22 protein-coding genes and 1 other RNA gene are annotated in these 17,271 nt (G+C 44.0%); 14 read left to right on the forward strand and 9 right to left on the reverse strand.

Going from position 1 to position 17,271, the window contains the following annotated elements:
• Positions 1-28 precede the first annotated feature (28 nt).
• The 9 genes from N3Z11_RS14900 to N3Z11_RS14940 form a co-directional block, all read right to left on the reverse strand.
• Positions 29-490, reverse strand: coding sequence for a hypothetical protein (locus tag N3Z11_RS14900; RefSeq protein ID WP_260657993.1), 462 nt, complete (start codon positions 488-490; stop codon positions 29-31).
• A gap of 249 nt (positions 491-739) precedes the next feature.
• On the reverse strand, positions 740-1,078 hold the full coding sequence (locus tag N3Z11_RS14905) for a hypothetical protein (RefSeq protein WP_260657994.1): 339 nt from the start codon (positions 1,076-1,078) through the stop codon (positions 740-742).
• Between the two features lie 349 nt (positions 1,079-1,427).
• Positions 1,428-2,114 (reverse strand): RloB family protein, encoded by a 687-nt coding sequence (locus N3Z11_RS14910; RefSeq protein ID WP_260657995.1) that lies wholly within the window; start codon positions 2,112-2,114, stop codon positions 1,428-1,430.
• The gene (locus N3Z11_RS14915; RefSeq protein ID WP_260657996.1) at positions 2,092-3,435 is read right to left on the reverse strand and encodes an AAA family ATPase; all 1,344 of its coding nucleotides are present in this window, start codon (positions 3,433-3,435) and stop codon (positions 2,092-2,094) included. Before N3Z11_RS14915 ends, N3Z11_RS14910 begins: the two co-directional genes overlap by 23 nt.
• A 284-nt stretch (positions 3,436-3,719) precedes the next feature.
• Positions 3,720-4,808, reverse strand: a complete 1,089-nt coding sequence (locus N3Z11_RS14920) for a site-specific integrase (protein ID WP_260657997.1) — start codon at positions 4,806-4,808, stop codon at positions 3,720-3,722.
• Positions 4,809-4,811: 3 nt separating this feature from the next.
• Entirely contained in the window at positions 4,812-5,021 is a 210-nt protein-coding gene (locus N3Z11_RS14925; RefSeq protein WP_260657998.1) for a hypothetical protein, read from the reverse strand.
• Positions 5,022-5,383: 362 nt separating this feature from the next.
• Complete coding sequence (locus N3Z11_RS14930; RefSeq protein ID WP_260657999.1) at positions 5,384-5,623, reverse strand: hypothetical protein; 240 nt, start codon at positions 5,621-5,623, stop codon at positions 5,384-5,386.
• A 16-nt stretch (positions 5,624-5,639) separates the two neighbouring features.
• Positions 5,640-7,163 carry a replication endonuclease gene (locus tag N3Z11_RS14935; protein ID WP_260658000.1) on the reverse strand — a complete coding sequence of 508 codons (1,524 nt, stop codon included), beginning with the start codon at positions 7,161-7,163 and terminating at the stop codon, positions 5,640-5,642.
• A gap of 445 nt (positions 7,164-7,608) precedes the next feature.
• On the reverse strand, positions 7,609-8,250 hold the full coding sequence (locus N3Z11_RS14940) for a helix-turn-helix domain-containing protein (RefSeq protein ID WP_260658001.1): 642 nt from the start codon (positions 8,248-8,250) through the stop codon (positions 7,609-7,611).
• A 191-nt stretch (positions 8,251-8,441) separates the two neighbouring features.
• On the opposite strand from N3Z11_RS14940, the gene N3Z11_RS14945 reads away from it, so the two are divergent.
• The 14 genes from N3Z11_RS14945 to N3Z11_RS15010 all read left to right on the forward strand — a co-directional run bounded on the left by N3Z11_RS14945 (position 8,442) and on the right by N3Z11_RS15010 (position 17,193).
• Positions 8,442-8,660, forward strand: a complete 219-nt coding sequence (locus N3Z11_RS14945) for a transcriptional regulator (protein ID WP_260658002.1) — start codon at positions 8,442-8,444, stop codon at positions 8,658-8,660.
• Positions 8,660-10,897, forward strand: coding sequence for a DNA-binding protein (locus N3Z11_RS14950; protein ID WP_260658003.1), 2,238 nt, complete (start codon positions 8,660-8,662; stop codon positions 10,895-10,897). The genes N3Z11_RS14945 and N3Z11_RS14950 overlap by 1 nt, the downstream gene beginning before the upstream one ends.
• Before the next feature lie 71 nt (positions 10,898-10,968).
• Positions 10,969-11,694 (forward strand): AAA family ATPase, encoded by a 726-nt coding sequence (locus N3Z11_RS14955; protein ID WP_260658004.1) that lies wholly within the window; start codon positions 10,969-10,971, stop codon positions 11,692-11,694.
• A gap of 15 nt (positions 11,695-11,709) precedes the next feature.
• Positions 11,710-12,288 carry a hypothetical protein gene (locus N3Z11_RS14960; protein WP_260658005.1) on the forward strand — a complete coding sequence of 193 codons (579 nt, stop codon included), beginning with the start codon at positions 11,710-11,712 and terminating at the stop codon, positions 12,286-12,288.
• Complete coding sequence (locus tag N3Z11_RS14965) at positions 12,285-12,779, forward strand: helix-turn-helix transcriptional regulator (RefSeq protein WP_260658006.1); 495 nt, start codon at positions 12,285-12,287, stop codon at positions 12,777-12,779. The genes N3Z11_RS14960 and N3Z11_RS14965 overlap by 4 nt, the downstream gene beginning before the upstream one ends.
• 8 nt (positions 12,780-12,787) lie before the next feature.
• Entirely contained in the window at positions 12,788-13,057 is a 270-nt protein-coding gene (locus N3Z11_RS14970) for a hypothetical protein (RefSeq protein ID WP_260658007.1), read from the forward strand.
• A 40-nt stretch (positions 13,058-13,097) separates the two neighbouring features.
• Positions 13,098-13,745, forward strand: coding sequence for a DUF3164 family protein (locus N3Z11_RS14975; RefSeq protein WP_260658008.1), 648 nt, complete (start codon positions 13,098-13,100; stop codon positions 13,743-13,745).
• A complete protein-coding gene (locus N3Z11_RS14980; protein WP_260658009.1) occupies positions 13,742-13,945 on the forward strand; it encodes a hypothetical protein in 204 nt (67 codons plus the stop codon). The genes N3Z11_RS14975 and N3Z11_RS14980 overlap by 4 nt, the downstream gene beginning before the upstream one ends.
• Positions 13,933-14,160, forward strand: a complete 228-nt coding sequence (locus N3Z11_RS14985; protein WP_260658010.1) for a hypothetical protein — start codon at positions 13,933-13,935, stop codon at positions 14,158-14,160. The genes N3Z11_RS14980 and N3Z11_RS14985 overlap by 13 nt, the downstream gene beginning before the upstream one ends.
• An RNA gene (locus tag N3Z11_RS14990) (hammerhead ribozyme type II) lies at positions 14,160-14,233 on the forward strand. Before N3Z11_RS14985 ends, N3Z11_RS14990 begins: the two co-directional genes overlap by 1 nt.
• Positions 14,234-14,241: 8 nt before the next feature.
• Positions 14,242-14,826, forward strand: coding sequence for a gp16 family protein (locus N3Z11_RS14995; RefSeq protein WP_260658011.1), 585 nt, complete (start codon positions 14,242-14,244; stop codon positions 14,824-14,826).
• The gene (locus N3Z11_RS15000; RefSeq protein WP_260658012.1) at positions 14,823-15,305 is read left to right on the forward strand and encodes a hypothetical protein; all 483 of its coding nucleotides are present in this window, start codon (positions 14,823-14,825) and stop codon (positions 15,303-15,305) included. The genes N3Z11_RS14995 and N3Z11_RS15000 overlap by 4 nt, the downstream gene beginning before the upstream one ends.
• On the forward strand, positions 15,302-15,724 hold the full coding sequence (locus N3Z11_RS15005; protein ID WP_260658013.1) for a Mor transcription activator family protein: 423 nt from the start codon (positions 15,302-15,304) through the stop codon (positions 15,722-15,724). The genes N3Z11_RS15000 and N3Z11_RS15005 overlap by 4 nt, the downstream gene beginning before the upstream one ends.
• Before the next feature lie 536 nt (positions 15,725-16,260).
• On the forward strand, positions 16,261-17,193 hold the full coding sequence (locus N3Z11_RS15010) for a DUF4760 domain-containing protein (RefSeq protein ID WP_260658014.1): 933 nt from the start codon (positions 16,261-16,263) through the stop codon (positions 17,191-17,193).
• Positions 17,194-17,271 lie beyond the last annotated feature (78 nt).

Consider the following 17,271-nt stretch of genomic DNA (forward strand, 5'->3'; position numbering starts at 1 on the left):
GCTGCGTGGGCAGCACAGTGGAAAAAAACTAGGGTTGGGCTGCCGCTGGTGCTGTTGCTTTGGCTCTTTCATCCAGTAGTTTGCGCGCCTGCTGCTTTTCGTGTTGTTGTTTGATCCGCAATAAAGCGGCATAAAGCTGGGCCGAATTAAAAGCTTTGGCCGGATCTATCAAGTCGCTGACATCTGTGCCCGACTGCTGTTGTAACGCCAGTAACAGTGGCATATGGTTGGCACGAATAAGCTCGGCGCGCATATCCAAATCTTCACTACCGTCGGAAATGCTGTAGCTTTTCATCAGTAAATCAATGGTTTCTATTTGCCTGGCCGTGGAATTTTGCTGCTGTTGTAATTGAGTCTGCTGGCTGGCCAGCCATTGTTGCTGCAGCTTGTTCAGGCTTTCCATATGCCAGATATAAAACAACATAGACGCGGCGCTGATACCAAGGGCAAAACCCCAGATAAAACCATTTTGAGCACGAATAAAAGACATGAAAATTTCCCTGCAGGCGGGGCAGCAGAGGCTGCCGGAACAAGATAAAGCGACTGCTTTGTCAGGCGCCCATCATCATGGGCTGCCATGGTGCTGTCAACCCGGCGATGTACATTTCGCGTTTAACTGCTGCAAAACTGCGCGTAGTGGGGGTTTGCGCTCTGCCGTCCTGATGACGTTTATGCCGCAAGGTGATGTTGCACCGGCCATATACTGATGCATTTCAGCAACTTTGCCATAGAGCTGGTGTTAACGGTTGCTGATGCGGCTGATAGTGGCGGCAGCAGATGCAGTGATGGTTTTTTCCACACTGCTGTTGCGCTGCGGTTCAGTAGCCTGGCGTTGTGACATTTGTTTGGCAATGTCCTGTAATAACTGCAGAATTTCTTCCTGACGCTGCTGCTGCGCCTGTCGGGCCTGTTGGTTCTGATGTCCTTGCTGAAACAGCTCATCTGCCTCAATATTTTGCACCGACAATCGCAAAGTTCGGCTCTCATCGACTAAGTCGGTCAGTTTTATTGAGATAACAATCAGGGTGATAGTGGCAACAGCGAGTAAAAACAGTATAAAAATCTGAACCAATTCCATGGTGTACATCCTTGATAAAACCCAAAACAGGGATAAAGGTTTATAACACTGTTATTCCGCCTGCGGCAATGCCAGAGTCGACAACTGGTGTTTTTTGCTGGATTAGCGGGTTGGGAGTTCTGATTTGTGGCAGTTTGGTTGGCGAGTGCGGGGATAAAGGACTTCGTTGTATAAAGATGCGCTGATAAAGCTAAAACACCAATAAAACAAAAGGCCACCCGGAGGTGGCCTTTTGTTTTATTGGTGGAGCTGGGGGGATTTGAACCCATAATATTCATATTTATCTCAGTATGTTGGAAGCAAATAAATACTAAATTGCTTAATTCTAGAAACCCACCAATAAGTTGAACTAGCACTCAAGTAGTCCAGCATCAACGATGTCTTCAAGTAAAAAAACGACTTCTGTTTTTAAGCATGCAAACGGATATGAGCCGGCTTTATCTTTGCAAAGAGCGACTAACTTACTTGCATTGTAAATTGCTACCTTGTAGCGCCTTACTAACAAGCTAAAATCTTCATTATTTCTAACTCTATGTAGATATTGTTTTACGTAGTTGTTTTTGTTTTCAAGTATTTTTTCTAGGTCATTTGTTTTTGTTATATCAATGTAATGCAATATGAGCCATAAATCGAAGCAAGGATTGGAGCATATTGTAATGTAATTCTTTTGGCGGCACTCTTTTATATTGATTAATGTATTTTTTATGTGGTTTGCCTGAAAATTACTGTCGTGATCAAATATTACATATGAGCATTCTTTTGTTTTTCTAAATTTGCTAACTCCGCTTGCAATATATTCATTTAGATCTCTGCATATGTGGGTTATCGCGCTATGGTTTACATTTGTTTTCTTTACGACATGAAGTCGATAATATTTATCAAATTGCCTTGGGATTATTTTTTTTAACGATTCAAAATATAATATTTCATCTTGCCCTTCGGCTGATAGTACGAAGCAGCAAGGGTCTAATTGTTTTTTATTAAGCTTTCTAGCTGAGGATATTTGGCTTATTTTATTCATTACTGGTGCGCTCAACTATCGGGATTGCTCCAAATAAGCCATTTAAATATGCACTACGTATATCTTTATCATGTCTTGTAGAATAATCATTCAGTGAGTAAAGAGACGTAGATTGATTCCATTCTTTCTGTGCAAACCAAATTTCATCTCGTCTTATGAGTTTTAGATCTAGCAATTCGGACTGGTGGGTAGTTACAATGAACTGCCCCGCATGAGTGTCAGTGCTAAGAAATTTCTCTAAGAAAAGTTTTGATAAATTCGGATGCAGACTTCTGTCAAATTCATCTACTATAAACGTTGGTTTCAATACGTTCTTAAGCGCTTCAGAATTTGATAGTACAGGTATTAAGTCTAATAATCTCACTGTTCCATCGGATTCTTCTGACGTAGAAAAGTCAAATTGATTACCATGAATGTCTTTGTGTTTTAATATTATTTCATGGATATCAATTTCGTCACCATTTTTCGTTGCTGTGTATTCGCGAAAATTGTTTTCAAACTTAATTGGTTGGTCAAGAATTTCGATTTCTTTTTTTATCTTGTTTATTAATGATGGGCTAAATAATGATGATTCAACCTTTTCTATGTTTAGACTATCTATGCCAGTATCAAAATCTTTTATATTGGCTGTGTAAGAGTTTATAGTTCCATCCTGAACATCATCGGTAAGCCCTCCATAACGACTATTGGGGAATACGATTACTAGGCAATATTTAAAGTAAAAGAATGCTGCTCTTAGGTAAGACGTAAAATTTTGAGGTAAATCCTTTTGTATTTTTCCGTTCTGACTAACAAAATTTATGATTGATGTGTTTTCTGGCGCATACTTTGACAATGCACTTATGAAGTTAAGAGTTTCACTATCTGTTATTATGTCGGAGTTGAACTCGTGAAAATCTTTGTCTGATTTTCGCTCATATATAATTTTCTCGCGATTTTTCTCAATATAAGAAAGTCGTTCGTAGAGGATTCTATCCTTATTCACCTCGAATGTTAGAGCTAAATGGAATGAATCGATCGTAAACTCAATGTAGAATGAAGCGCTTTCTTTTGGGGTTTTAGTTACCTTGAACGGAGTGAAATCAATTTTTTCGTCACTGGCTTTAGAACTCGTTATCAAGTTCTGAACAAAATCTATTGCTTTAACGATGTTTGATTTCCCAGATGCGTTTGCACCATATATCAAACTGGTTTTGAGAACTTTTAGATCTAAATTCGATTTAATCGGTTGTACCACATGTGATTTATGGTTTCTTAAGCGAGGAGCTGGCCGGAGGTTTAGCTCAATGGGATCACATATAGAACGAAAATTTTCTGCTCTAAAACAGACTAACATAACACCCTCAATGGATAACGAGAAAATTTCACGTTAAATATAGAGCATGATTGCTCTGTTTACTAGCATTTAATCAAGCTTTGGTTTCTTAATTCAGAGTTTAAACGTCGTTAAGGCAATATTTTAAACTTTCGACCTTCAAAAGTTCAGGTTTTAAGACTTTTCCAAATTGGGTTAGGGTCAATGCACTTCGTACAATGACTATATACATTAGCCACCACGGGTGCCCCGCCGCTAAGCGCGGTTCCTCCCCGTGGCAGCTGCCTGCTGCTGATTAAAATTATTTAGTCAATCCATTGTGCGTAAATGGTTCGGATCATGCCCCAATCTTTATGCCCCATTTGTTTTGCCAGCCAACTTGGATCGCGTTTGGCCGTTAGCATAGTGGAAGCATAGGTATGACGACAGGTGTATGGCCGTTGATAGGGCACGCCTGCTGCCTTAAGTGCTGGCTTCCAGTGTCTTTCCCGTGGTACGCCATCATATTTCCAAGGCTTCATGGTGGACGGATCGAGAAAAACCCGTTCATAATGGCTGAGATTTGGGTGATAGTTGCGAATATTCAGCAACACCCGCAGCGCCCTGTCATCTAAATGGTGGGTTCGGTCTGAGCTTTCGGTTTTAGTGCCAGCCAGCTTGCCATTGACGATGGATTGCCGGATATAAATACGCTGTTTATCAAAATCGACATCTTGCCAGCGTAAGCCCAACTGTTCGCCTGTTCTGAGGCCAGTGCTAAATGCAAAGATGTAAAAATCACGGGCTATCGGATTGGCTATTGCATTAATAATTGCTTCGCGCTGTTCTGGCTTAAACGGATTAACCCTTTTGGTTCGGCGTGGCAGTGGTTCGCATTTTTCAATCGGATTGGATTCGATAATGCTGTCGTTAAATTGCTCTTTAAAAATGCCATGCATAATGGAGCGTACTTCATTAACAGACTTTGGCGACAGCGTTGAAGCAGCAGCCCAAGTTTTGAACATTGATGGTTTAAAGTCGGCAAGCGTGATACTGCCAAAATTAGGCAAAACATGCGTGTTCACTTTGCTGACGTAGCCACGGTAAGTACTACGTGTCCAGTTTTTGCTTTTGTGTTTAAACCAAATTTCAACAGATTGCCTGATGGTGATATGGGCTGCTTTATTCGGGCTGTGTTTCAGCGCGCGTGGGCTGTTTGGGAAATGACTGCTGTAGTCAAATTTGCCCATATCAATTTCGTAGATGATTTGTTCACGTTTGACCGCAGCCTCTTTTAATCGGGTTTTGGTGGGCGTACAGCGGATGGTTTCACGGCAGCGCTCGCCATTAAACATAAAATCAATGCGGATAGAACTTTCACTGGCGTAGATGCCTTTAAATTCAGTTGGTTTCATGGCTTATCTCCCTGTGCCTATCCATTGTTGCAAAGCGGCCATGTCAATAAAGATCCGGCCGTTTCGTTTAACCCAATGAACATCCATACGGATTTTGCCTTTGACGCGCAGTGCATTGATTGCGTCTTTTGTCCAACCGATAAGCTCTGCACATTTTTCTACGGTGACCCAACGGATAGCCGTTGTTTGTGGGTCTGAAATTTGATTTTGCATATACCTATTCCTCAAGACGCGCCTATAGCGCGCGACTTGTTTCAAAGCCAAATGGAACAAGCTAAAAAAGCCTGAATTAAGTTTTTTGGGATTTAAAATGCAGCGGAAAGTAGGTTTATTTGAGAGTATGCGCCGAACACCATCTGTTTGAGAGCAGACGTTTTTGTGTCTGAACTCATGGGCTATTTCGATTACGCTACTTAAGTTAAGTATGAGTTTAGTTAGTAGATCCGAGCCCAGGTAATTTGAATAAAACCCTAAATCAGGTTGGTGGCTAGTTAGGCAATGGGCAATTTTCGGACGAGCTGCAGATGCGAAACTAATGCAAGCTGCAGTTTCTGTCAACGGAAGCTTCGGAAAAATCATTCGTTGATTATCCGATAGTGACGGTTAAATTCAGACTTGGTGAACTGGCAAACGCGGTCAATAAACTTCACGACCATTTCAACTTCTTCGTTTAAGGTCAATACACCGCAGATAATTCCAAGGTTTTCCGGCAGGAACTTATCACCACGATCTTGTTTGATGACTGTGAGGTTTAGCAGTAATACCACTTCATTTACGGTAAAACTGGTGCTTGGGGTATTCATCTTTTTATTCATTTTTTCATCCGTACAGTTATTTACACAAGTCCAAGGTTGCCACCTCACTCGACAGCACCAGCCCACCTAAAGGCGGGTTGGTGCTATCTCGGCTCGGCGGCGCAGATGACAAAGACCATCTGCGCGTGCGGGTTTTAATAGTGATACCAAGCAGCGACAGACCCGACAGCGCAGGTTTTCGTAATTCCTGATAGCGGTTTAGTGGGCAGCTTTGAATTTCTCCGCTTTGGTAGTCGATAGATTCAGTGGCGCGGATTTCGTAATAGGGGCTTATCAGATGCGCTTTGCGTGGTGTATCAACGGCATTCATGGCAATACAAAACGCAGCCCAGTTCGAGGCGTCGGCAGCAGCATGGGCTGCATTAAATTCTTCTGTTTGATTTTCGGTTTGTTTTAGACGACGAAGCTCGCGCCAAACTGTGACACTAGGGCCACCAATTTGCTGAAACTGGCGAATACCGGCAGCCTTTGACCATGCGTTAATTCTTGCTGCAGCTAAGTTTGATGGCTGACCACTGGTGTCGGTTCCAACCTCAAAGCCGTCGATGTTCTTGGCGATGTACTTAGCGATATATCCGGCAGCACTGCCTTTGTTGGGGTCAATATCAATAAACTTAACCCGATACTGTTTTGCGCCTTTTTCATCGGGCGAATCTTGCAGGCCGTAATGGGTGACAATCTCTTTAAATGTTTTGATCTGCTCGACTGGCATAAACAACAGCAAATGCCAGTGTGGTGTGCCGTCGTGATGCGGTTCTACTACCCGAAAGCCATAGGGCTTAATTTCGTCGCGATCAAACTTGGCGCGACATAGCTGCCAAACGTGGTTTAGGTAGTCCTGTGCATCGTTGATGCTAGAACCGTCATAATTTGGGTTCGGAATTCCGCTTGCATTGGTGGCGTGCATTCTTGATGGCGTGGTTAAAGTGACAAATACCGCCGCATGCTGACAATACTGGGCGACTTCTTCAAAACCACGAATTCTGACCATCAATTCATGACGACGGATCACCGGATTACTAATGTTGTGCTGTGCGATTTCTGCCAAAGAAATACTGAAACCTTCGTCATTCTGCAAATAGCTGTTTTGCATATATTGCTGACTTAGTTGCTGGTTCTGCTTATAGCGATGTAACGACACATCGCCGCAATACACGGCACGACGTTTTGACACATAACCTAATGCACGTTCAACTTGGTTAATCAGCGAGGCCGTTTTACGGCGAATACGGCGCAACCAGAATTTGGCATCCTGCAGGCGGTTTTTAATTTCCTGTTCGGTGTAGGCAAGTTTGCCAAGCTGGTATTTTTCAAAGTGGTTAATTGCGGTGCTGAGGTCGGCAGTTTTGCAAAAGTCAGCTTGTGTAATGGCAAAGGCTTTTAGTCTGGCATGGTCGATAGAAAAGTCTAAATCTGCAATCACCATGTTCTGATGGATGGTGTTCAGTAAATACAGCGCGTGGTTTTCTTCAACCAGCTGCTGATCAGCGAGGTATTTTTGCAGTATTTCGCGGCTGGTAAAACTTGCGGGGGAGGGCAACTTGCGGCAAAAGTTGGCGCTGGGATGACAAAAGTTGGCACTGGAGTGACAATTTCCAGACGTGTCTGGACTGCTGTAGCCAAAGTCATTGGTGTAACCAACCGTATGGATTGATAAATATAGATAAAAACCGGGAATAGGTGAAATAACGCGGGATTTGGTGGGAAAGCCTGATGTAATAAGGCTTCTAACGTTATTTAATGCATGTTTAAGCTATCAGCAAATCGGATCCAGAAATCAGAAGTTTGAAAAAAAGTATGCCCTTATCGTGAAACCTAAAATCAATCAGAATGATAAATCGAAAAGCTCAAATTGCTACCTGAATTAACCCGCAAGCCAGCACTATCAACGCATTCAAGCTCTACTTACCAATAAAACACGCAGTTGAGCAAAAAGAATTGGATCTGATCCGATTATTTTACCGAATCAGATCTGCAGATCCGATTTAATTTCCAATGTCTTTTGAAATATTGACCACCTGGCCAACGATCTCAAAACTTGATTGCTCATCAAGCTTAATTTCCATTGGGGGATATACAGGGTTATCGCTGAGTAGAATCCAAGAGGATGCTTTAACCTGCATTCTCTTTACCCATAGCGAATCCTCAAACCTTATAACGTAAATGTGCCCATCAATAGGTCTTTTGCGGCTGGTATTGATTACCAGGGTATCGTTGTTGTGGATAGTAGGCTCCATACTGTCGCCTTTGGCCCAAACAATCACTAAATCACTTTCTTTAAAGCCCCTGTATTGCAACCACTTCTTGCGGTATGCCAGGAATCTGGAAGGGGCCTCATTCTCAAATGCAGTAGAACCATGCCCGGCAGAGACCTGCACAGAGTAACCAGGAATAAGCACAAACTCATGCATAAACTGGCTTACGTCATCTGCTTTCACGTCAGATTTTTGATTAGTCGCTAACACCGTTTCAGGCAGCAGATATTCGACCCCAGGGCCACGCACACCATCATGCTTTCTGACTAACCATCCCTCTTTTTTTGCCTTTTTATGAACCCCAGGGACGGAAGAAGGCATTCCCTGCAATTCAGTTATTTGTTTTGGGGTTAACCAACACTCTGTGCTCACAAATGCCTCTGGTTTATAAATGGTTAATCATTCGGTTAATAATTAAATTTCTTTATAAAACAAAGTTTTATAAGAAATAAACAGAAATCTTGAAATGAACCGATTGATAAACCGAAGTTTATATATAAACTAATAAGCAACTACGCTTAGTAGAACTGTTAAAAGGTTAATTGAAATTGCGGAGAATTGGAATGGAAAGCAAAGACTGGCACAGAGCTGATGTGATCTCCTCCCTTAAAAAGGCAGGCTGGTCAATGGCGTCTTTATCCAGAAAGCATGGATTGCAAAGCGGCACCCTTTACAACGTATTGGTTACTCATTGGCCCAAGGGAGAGCGGTTGGTTGCCGATGCTATTGGTACTGAACCGGAAATTATTTGGCCAAGTCGCTACGCTCGGAAGTTGAAATAATGTCTAAGAACTGGTTTTCAGCAGCCGAACTGGCAGGCTCTCCAGGCATGCCAAAAACTGAGCGGGCAGTGTTGCTGCGCGCCACAAAACAATCCTGGGAGCAACGGCCAAAATTAAAAGGTAAAGGTGTTGAATTCAACATTAATAGCCTGCCACAGGAAACCGTTGAGTTTTTAAACTCAGGAAAAGAATTAACTGGTGATGTTGCGCCTGTATACCAACAGTTTGTAAGTCAGATAGATGCAGAGGAAAACGCTCGTACAAAGAGGAAACAGCGTGAATCAGAAAGGCTTTTACGTGAGCTGAGTTCTCTTTCAGAAGAAAAACAAAATCTGGCGCAGGCCAAATTATGTTTGCTTCAGGTCATGGATAAATTTGTTGCTCCTTTTGCAAAAAAGCGCCAGGGCACAACTGGTGAAAATCAGTTTTGTGAACAGTACAACAAGGGCCTGATTGCAGTGGATGCGTGGATCAAAACACTAATTCCATCGGTAAGCCCAGTAACTTTAAGGCGTTGGAAATCGACTGCAGCAAAAGATGGTGTTGCCGCGCTGGCTGGTAAATACAAAAGTGCAGTTACCAGCAAATTCGACAAGCACACAGAACTAACGCAGTTCGTATTAGCTGTTGTAACAGCTAAACCACATTTTGCTGATAAGCCAAAAGAAGTACATAACCTTATCTCTGTAAAAAAAGCTGAGAGCTTCCCTCATTGGCCCACAGTGTCAGTAAGTTCAGTTGCGAGGCATTTAAAGAAGGTAAAAGAACAACTCGTTACTGAGTTGGCTTATGCAACCAACCCGCGCGAGTTCAATAACTCACATAGGCCGCTATTTGGCACGATGTATCCATGGGTATCAGGTCCAAATCAAGTTTGGGAGCTTGATTCTACGCCTACGGATGTGCAGCTAAACGTTAATGGCAAAGCTCGTCGCTATAGCATTATCGGCGCAATAGACGTTTTTACTCGCCGTTTAATGCTGACGTTAATGCCAACATCAAACAGCGAAGGCATTTGTCTGTTAATGCGAAAGTGCCTTTTGACCTGGGGCATTCCAGAGCCGGAAAGTCTGATCCGTACAGACAATGGTAGTGATTATGTGAGTAAAAAAACCTCTGGTTTGTTCAATATGTTGAATCTTAATCAGAGCAAAGCCACTGCTTTTAGCGGTTGGGAAAAACCGTTTATTGAACGTGCTTTTAAAACCATAAGCCATGGCTTGATGGAGAAATTGCCTGCTTATGTTGGTCATAACGTTGCAGATAAAAAACGCCTGCAGGATATGCAGAGTTTTGCTGAAAGTATCGGTTCAGAACGGCGCAACCGTGAGCGTAAGTTGTTGGAGTTGTCACTAACGCCTGGTGAGCTGCAAGAAATCCTCGATGATTATTTGACCTATGACTACCACCATAAACCTCACTCTGGTTTAGCTGGTAAATCACCATTACAGGTTTATGCAGAATCAGGTTACCGCCCGCAACTGCCTGAAAATCCACATAGCTTGGACTTGCTGCTTAATTTTGCCGGAACAGCAACAGTAGTGCGTGGCGGTGTATCAATTATGGGCATCAGATTTACTGCTCCTGAACTGATGGAAAGCACTTGGAACAGAAAAGAGGTTCGAGTGTTCCTTGATCCGTCAGATGTCGGCAGAGCAACACTTTATCCGGTGGATGCGTGGGGCGAGACCTATGTGGAAGCAGTAAACATGGACCTTATTGGTCGTGATATTGACCCAGCTGAATTCAGAGAGCGCCGTAAAAATGCCATGAAAGGTTTGCGCGATTTTAAAAGAACTGCCGAAACGTTGCAGCAGCAATTTGGCATCAACCAACTGGCAGCAGTAGAGCTAGCTCAGAAGAAATTAGCCAATCAGGCAATTGTTGGTTTTAACCCTACACAAGTCGATACCTCCAATGCCGCACTAAGCGCATTGAGTAAAAGTGCGACCAGTCTGTTAGCCAGTAAGTCTGAGAGTAGTTATTCAGAAGAGGAATTGTTGGCTATCAGTGCCCGACGTGACGAATTGGAGCGACGCAAAGAAGTACTCAACGAGCAATCAAGCAAAGTGCTTCGAACTGAACACGAACAAGCGGAATGGCTCACAAGAGAGAGCTTGATTAGGGAGCTAACTGAACGCGAACAAGACTGGCTACATAAGTTCCGGCTAACCCACACCATGACCAGAAAACGATTAGACAGAATTTTAGAAGAGGGTAGACGCGCCAACGGTTAACAAAGGTGCGTCTCCCGGCAACCGGCCAAGCTGTACCAGAGCAAGGCCACTTACAACACGGAGTATAACGGATGAAACATAAAACGGTAGAAGTAAAAAATGTGCTGCGAACGCAGGCTATGTTTGAAAACCTGCAATCCCGCAGCATGATCACCCCTGGGATTGGGTTGATTCATGGCCCATCTGGGTTCGGCAAAACCACGACAGTGACTTACATGTTTAACGAATTAACCTTGTCAGGCCATCAGCCTTTATATGTTCGTTGCTATGCCACCGACACAGCCAGCAGCATCCTTGCAAGGATTATGAATGAAATGGGCGCTGACCCAATGTTCCCTCTTCGCAAAATGGTCGATTACATCATTCGTAATATGAATGAGAAAGGGCTGGCGTTATTTGTCGATGAAGCTGATCACATTGTTGGCCAGGCAAAAACGATGGAAACCATCCGAGATTTATATGACAGCACAGAACAGCCAGTAGTGCTTATTGGTATGGAGGAAATTGCACGTCGAATCTCACACCGCAAGCAGCTTTTTAACCGCATCAGTGAATGGGTTGAATTTAAGGCCGCTGATATTGAAGACGTTAATTTGTTTGCCATTGAGCTGCTTGATGAAAGAGTAAAAGTGGCAGAAGACCTGCTCGAATACATCCGCTCAAAGTCAGCTGGTGAAGTGCGCCGCATCTTAATCGCTTTAGAAAAGATTGAGCGTGCTGCATTGGCTAGTGATGAAGATTATGTCGATTTGCATAGCTGGGGAGACCGTCCTTTGTTCTTGAGTCATCGCCGTTAGACCGAGGATATTCAGATGAATAAACACGAATTAGCGTGGAACTATATGAAACAAAAGGATTGTTTTTTGGTTTCTGAAGTAGCTAATGCAGTGGATATGGATATCGAACTCTGCCGTAAATCAATTAAAAGACTTGAAGAAAAAGGCTGTGTGCAAGTGATTAGTGGTATTGGCGTCGCAGGGCGTCCCTTTGTCTACAAAGTGATAGCCAGCAACGATGCCAAACCCCAGTTTGGTCGGGGTGGGACAGTTGGAAATAAGCGGCTGAGAAAAGGCAAAACTGGGCAGCAGTTAATTTGGAATAGCCTCCGAATTAACCGCGTTGCCACTGTCAGCATGATTGTGGCTGTGACTCAGGTCTCCGAACGGACTGTCTATCGCTATTTAAATTCATTAGAAAAAGCGGGTTATGTCAGCTGTCGACGTCCCAGCCGCGAAAACAAAAGCAATCAGGAGCGAATTGGTGAAGAGGGGGCTTGGGTATTGCGTCGTGAAACTGGCCCTAAAGCACCTATTTTGCGACGGAGTGAGGGATTTTGGGATCAAAACGAACAGAAGCTTTATCCCTTCCAGCAAGTTGGAGGTCAGGAATGAAGTGGCTTGCTGTGTTACGTGAGCAAGTTGATCTTAATGGCCAGCGCAGTGTCGCTGACAAATTAGGGATCAGCAATACCACAGTAAGCCAGGTAGTAAACGAAAAATACCCTGGTGATATGGCGAGGATTCAGGCTCTTGTCGAAAGCGTGTTTTTGAAAAAAACAGTTATTTGCCCGGTGCTTGGTGAAATTGCATGGCACGAATGCCATCGCCATCAGAAAAATGAGTTTACAAGTAACCCTCAGAAGCTGCGGCTATATCGGTCATGTCGAAGTGGATGTGAAAACTCTGATTTGCCTGTTACTCAAAATGTACAGCTTGATGCATTAGCAAACCGAGGCACTTCAAGTGCTAAGTACGATGCCAGTGCGGTGATTAACAGGCTTACCAGGCAAGCTGAAAATGAGGGGAGTCGCGCACGTTTATTGGAGTTGCTGCAAGACGAGCTGCATAGCCTGGCTGCCAAATATAACAAGTTATTGAAGTGAGAATGCACATGAACAAAGCAAACGAAATCAAGCTGGCGTTGCGTGATGCAACTAACGCAGTAAACCGGTTGGACAAGTGCGGCTACCAGGTGATTGGTATCAGCTTAAACCAGTCAACACCGGTGATCACCATCAATACACCGCCCAAGCACCGCATTCTGAATGGGGCTGAAGTGCTATGTGTGAAAGAAAGGGGCAATGCGCCGGAGCGTATCCAGTCAGCCAGATTTGAAGGCTGTTTGGTGACCTGGAAAGCAGACCCGTTAAGTATTCAATAACTGATTTAACCCACCAAATACCATCGCAAGAGGATTCCCCATGGATACATCTACACAAGTTGCAGCTCATGCAGCATTAATTCCTGCCGGCTACTGGCAGGACGCTAAAGGCTCTTTAATTCCGGAGTCGATGATTAAACCTATTGACCGTGAGCGCGATAGTTTAGTGAAGGCACTGGTGGCTAAGGCCACTGAGTTAAGCAAGTTTATGGCGGCTTTTAAAGCTGAAGCTTTTGGCGACATTCAGGCGTTTATTGACCTATCGCTGGAGCAATACGACACCAGCATGGGCGGCAAAAAAGGCAATGTAACGCTGTATACCTTTGATGGCCGTTACAAAATTCAACGAGCTATTCAGGAGCATATTAGCTTTGACGAGCGCCTGCAGGCCGCCAAAGCCTTAATTGACGAATGCCTGAAAGATTGGACTGCACAGGCGGCGCCCGAGCTAAAGGCTATTGTGAACGGCGCTTTTGATGCCGACAAACAAGGCAATATCAGCACCGGCCGTGTACTGGGTTTACGCCGGCTGGATATTAAAGACGAGCGCTGGGTGAAGGCCATGCAGGCCATTAGTGAAGCCGTGCAGGTGGTTGGCAGCAAGTCATACATCAGGGTTTATGAGCGTATTGGCGACACCGATCAATACCGCGCCATTCCACTGGATATTGCGGCGGTGCAGGTATGAGCCAAACAGTCAAAAAGCAGACCCTGCGCCCAACAGATGAAGCAATAGCGCAAGAAATTGCGGTGTCGCTGAGCATTCACGAGCAGTACACCACCAACCATCCAGGTGAAACCTTTGAGCAAGGCGTAGCGGCAGCACTGCTTTGGGTGTTGGGTAATGGCGAGCTGCCAAACGGGGAGGCGACAGGGTGGATCAACTAACACAGGCCCTGTGGGAATTGCGTCAGCACATGGTTGCACTCTGTGCAACCTACCAACTGGACGTTTGGCCAACCGTGCCAGGTTATGAAAGCCTGATTAAAGGCATAGAGCAAAGCGCCGGACTTGAAGAAGAGCAGCTGCTGTTCTGGTTTGAAAACAACTGCGAGAGTCTGGAACAACTGCAGGAATATATCCGAACCCACAAGTCGAACTAAAGCGAAACAGCCCGGTATTGGTGACCGGGTTGTCTATCTAGCGTCGTGGCTGGGTACTGAAGAGCAGCGAAAAGGTTGTATATGTTCGAATCAAAAAAATCATCGCGTAAGTGGTTAATTCAGATGATCCACATAGCCAAAAGCAATTTGCAAATGGCCGATGAAAGCTACAGGGCCTTATTGGCGCACCACGGCAAAGGCAAAACAAGCAGTATCAACTTATCGGTAACTGAGCTGCAAACAGTGCTGGATGCCATGGTTAAACTGGGTTTTAAAGCCGAATTAAAACCGGCAAAAAACGGTGTTAAAAAGCGCTTAAGCCCAGCTACAAAAACAGCTGTAAAGGATGAACGCGCTGTAATGCGTGCCATTTGGATTTTTATGGCCAAGGCCGGTTTTATTGATGATGGCAGCGAAGTCGCACTGAATGCCTGGGTAAAACGCATGACTGCCCAGCAGAACGGCGGCGAGGGTATTGCCGAAGTTCAATGGTTGCAGGGTGCTGACGCCTCAAAAATGCTTGAGTCATTAAAACGCTGGTGCCGCCGCTGTATGTATGAAGCATTACAGCGCCAGGGCGTTGAGGTTTACCAGCAGGCCAGTTACCAGGTGTTGCTTGACAAATGGCACCGGGTGCATGGCCAAACACAGGAGCAACAGCCATGAAATTAGGTCGTTGCCCTGTCTGTCACAGCCATTTGCACCTGGACCAACTGGTGCAGGATGAGTCTGGCCGCCAGTTGTTGGGCTTGGTATCAAAACTGGGCTATCGCTTAGGGCCGGTACTGGTTAGTTACATTGGTTTGTTTCGTCCGGCTAAACAGGATTTATCCAATAGCCGCGCCTATAACCTGGCACTTGAGGCTTTGGAGCTAACCAGCAATCAGCCACTACTGGCCGAAGCTATGCGTGAGACAGTGCAAAGCATACATTCCAAGCGCCATCAGGGTGACAATAAACCTATGGCCAACCACAACTATTTAAAGCGGGTGTTGGAAGCAAAAGCACAGGCACCGGTGGTGCAGCATTCACCCAGTATGGAAATAAAACATCAGCATCAGCTATCAGCAGAAGAAGATAAGCGCCTGTTTGAGCAGCGTATTCAGCAGCTGGGCGGCAGAGTAATTACAAAGGTGGACTTATGAGTGAGCAGCAGTTAGACGCCTTTTCTACACCGGAAGAGCTGCAGGATTTACTGCAGCAACTGGAGAGTTTGCCTGACGAACAGCGCCAGGATGTTGTCAAGCGCATTCCGGCAATGCTGCAAAGCCTGATGGCCTTATTTGCCAGCGAACTGCGTAGTAAAGGAGCCAAGGAACCTGAGCGGTTGGCTGAACACCTGGTAATTTGCCTGGCAAACTACTTTGGTGGCATGCAGCTGTATTTACCACGTAATGACAAGCTGGCGCTGGAGCTTAGAAATATCCGGATTTACCAGCAACACCGGGGCGGCAATACTGAGCAGTTGGCACGCCAGTATGGCCTAACCTCAATTCAGATTTACCATATAGTTCGTGAGCAGACTACGGCCGAGCGGGCACGGCGGCAGCTGAATATTTTTTAATATAGGAAACGTCAATCCATCATTGAGTTTTACATGTTGTAACCGAAGATTTTTTAAAACGCTCATCACAACACTATAACGTCTAAAAATTAATCTCTACATTAATTGACTAAATACGGGGACCTAAGGTAAATTCCCATTGGGAACTCCTGTGATGGAGCCCCCCTACATCTTGATGTAGAGCTCTTTCTCAGAAAAGTGTGACTCGAAATGGTCGAGTTAAAAAGTGGTTGCAGCGTAAGCTGCTTTCTTGCTTTGGTTTTTCTGAAGACTTTGATTAAACTAAAATGAATACACGGTACAATTCGTGTAATTCAAAATAATAAAAAATATCACCAACGATTCGATAGGATTGTCGAAAAGTTAAATTTCATGAAATTGGAGAAAATCGCCATGACAGTAGTGAATAAATTAAATTATTTAGTAGGTTACGGATTAGGTTGATAAATCTCAATCTTAATACTACCCTCTAAGGTCCCATTTTGGGACCTTAGTTTTTTGTAAGTCTGATTAAGTTAAAAGCAGGGAGTTGCATAGTGATTAAGAATGTTGCGGTTTGTTCGTTTGGCATATCCATTTTTAGCGCACTGATATACGCATTTATTTATTTTTACCATCCTGATTTTACCACAGTTAGTAATAACACAAATGCGAGAGACTCACTGCTGGATGTCATGCAGTTCATCACATTTGCGTCACTTGTAACGGCTGCAGTTCCACTCACATGTTTGAGACTAGCGAAAGCTTATCCAGAGTCAGTTAGGCTGTTAAAGGTCTTTGGGGTCATAATTATTGTAGAATTGATTATTGGTTATTTAATAATCAAGTATAACCCGCTCTTTCAAACGGCCCTGTCAATTTTGGTTTCATCATCTGTAATAGCGATGGGCTGGTGGATTCAAAACATTAACCATGCTAACAACGCAAGAAAATCGCACACTTTGAATATTATTATGCAGTCCCGAATGAGTGCATCCTATTTAGATCGATTAGCGGCATTTACCAAAGTATATCGGGGTAACCGCTTTATTTCTAAGGAATTAGCGGTATTAGGTGACGTTACAACCACAACTGACGAAAGATCGTTTTCTAACCTGCCTAAAAATATTCGTGATGCGTATGACGGAGTTTGTTACCTGCTTAATTATTATGAGTTTTTAGCCCAAGGGGTTAAAGCACGTGATTTGGATGAAAACTTAGTTCTGCAATGTTTCAGTTCATTTATGCAGGTTATTGAGTTGAAAGCATTTTTCATCATAAAGTTAGCAAGGGAAAAGGATAAAAGTTATTTCGAAGGATTAATTTGGGTACTTGAGCGATGGGGGATGTCTTCTTTTAATGTCAACCTTGCTAAGTCAAGCCCTGAAGGGGATTTGGGGGTGCAAATACCGAGCAATATAGATGAGTTAATTAGTAAAAGAAAAAAGAAAAAGCCCAAAACGCACTCTAGGACGTTACCTGCCAATTGAAATTTGGCGAAATACACTTAGAGACGTAATGAAATTAGCAAAACTCTTTAAGTGAAGTCCATTATGACCAACAACTAA

Source organism: Rheinheimera sp. 4Y26 (genome assembly GCF_025245835.1).
In the GTDB taxonomy this organism is placed as follows: domain Bacteria; phylum Pseudomonadota; class Gammaproteobacteria; order Enterobacterales; family Alteromonadaceae; genus Pararheinheimera.

What these genes read in the sequence shown, in the direction of transcription:
- N3Z11_RS14900 (WP_260657993.1), bottom strand. Translation starts at nt 490, where the DNA reads ATGTCTTTTATTCGTGCTCAAAATGGTTTTATCTGGGGTTTTGCCCTT.
- N3Z11_RS14905 (WP_260657994.1), bottom strand. Translation starts at nt 1,078, where the DNA reads ATGGAATTGGTTCAGATTTTTATACTGTTTTTACTCGCTGTTGCCACT.
- N3Z11_RS14915 (WP_260657996.1), bottom strand. Translation starts at nt 3,435, where the DNA reads ATGTTAGTCTGTTTTAGAGCAGAAAATTTTCGTTCTATATGTGATCCC.
- N3Z11_RS14920 (WP_260657997.1), bottom strand. Translation starts at nt 4,808, where the DNA reads ATGAAACCAACTGAATTTAAAGGCATCTACGCCAGTGAAAGTTCTATC.
- N3Z11_RS14925 (WP_260657998.1), bottom strand. Translation starts at nt 5,021, where the DNA reads ATGCAAAATCAAATTTCAGACCCACAAACAACGGCTATCCGTTGGGTC.
- N3Z11_RS14930 (WP_260657999.1), bottom strand. Translation starts at nt 5,623, where the DNA reads ATGAATAAAAAGATGAATACCCCAAGCACCAGTTTTACCGTAAATGAA.
- N3Z11_RS14945 (WP_260658002.1), top strand. Translation starts at nt 8,442, where the DNA reads ATGGAAAGCAAAGACTGGCACAGAGCTGATGTGATCTCCTCCCTTAAA.
- N3Z11_RS14950 (WP_260658003.1), top strand. Translation starts at nt 8,660, where the DNA reads ATGTCTAAGAACTGGTTTTCAGCAGCCGAACTGGCAGGCTCTCCAGGC.
- N3Z11_RS14955 (WP_260658004.1), top strand. Translation starts at nt 10,969, where the DNA reads ATGAAACATAAAACGGTAGAAGTAAAAAATGTGCTGCGAACGCAGGCT.
- N3Z11_RS14960 (WP_260658005.1), top strand. Translation starts at nt 11,710, where the DNA reads ATGAATAAACACGAATTAGCGTGGAACTATATGAAACAAAAGGATTGT.
- N3Z11_RS14965 (WP_260658006.1), top strand. Translation starts at nt 12,285, where the DNA reads ATGAAGTGGCTTGCTGTGTTACGTGAGCAAGTTGATCTTAATGGCCAG.
- N3Z11_RS14970 (WP_260658007.1), top strand. Translation starts at nt 12,788, where the DNA reads ATGAACAAAGCAAACGAAATCAAGCTGGCGTTGCGTGATGCAACTAAC.
- N3Z11_RS14975 (WP_260658008.1), top strand. Translation starts at nt 13,098, where the DNA reads ATGGATACATCTACACAAGTTGCAGCTCATGCAGCATTAATTCCTGCC.
- N3Z11_RS14980 (WP_260658009.1), top strand. Translation starts at nt 13,742, where the DNA reads ATGAGCCAAACAGTCAAAAAGCAGACCCTGCGCCCAACAGATGAAGCA.
- N3Z11_RS14995 (WP_260658011.1), top strand. Translation starts at nt 14,242, where the DNA reads ATGTTCGAATCAAAAAAATCATCGCGTAAGTGGTTAATTCAGATGATC.
- N3Z11_RS15000 (WP_260658012.1), top strand. Translation starts at nt 14,823, where the DNA reads ATGAAATTAGGTCGTTGCCCTGTCTGTCACAGCCATTTGCACCTGGAC.
- N3Z11_RS15005 (WP_260658013.1), top strand. Translation starts at nt 15,302, where the DNA reads ATGAGTGAGCAGCAGTTAGACGCCTTTTCTACACCGGAAGAGCTGCAG.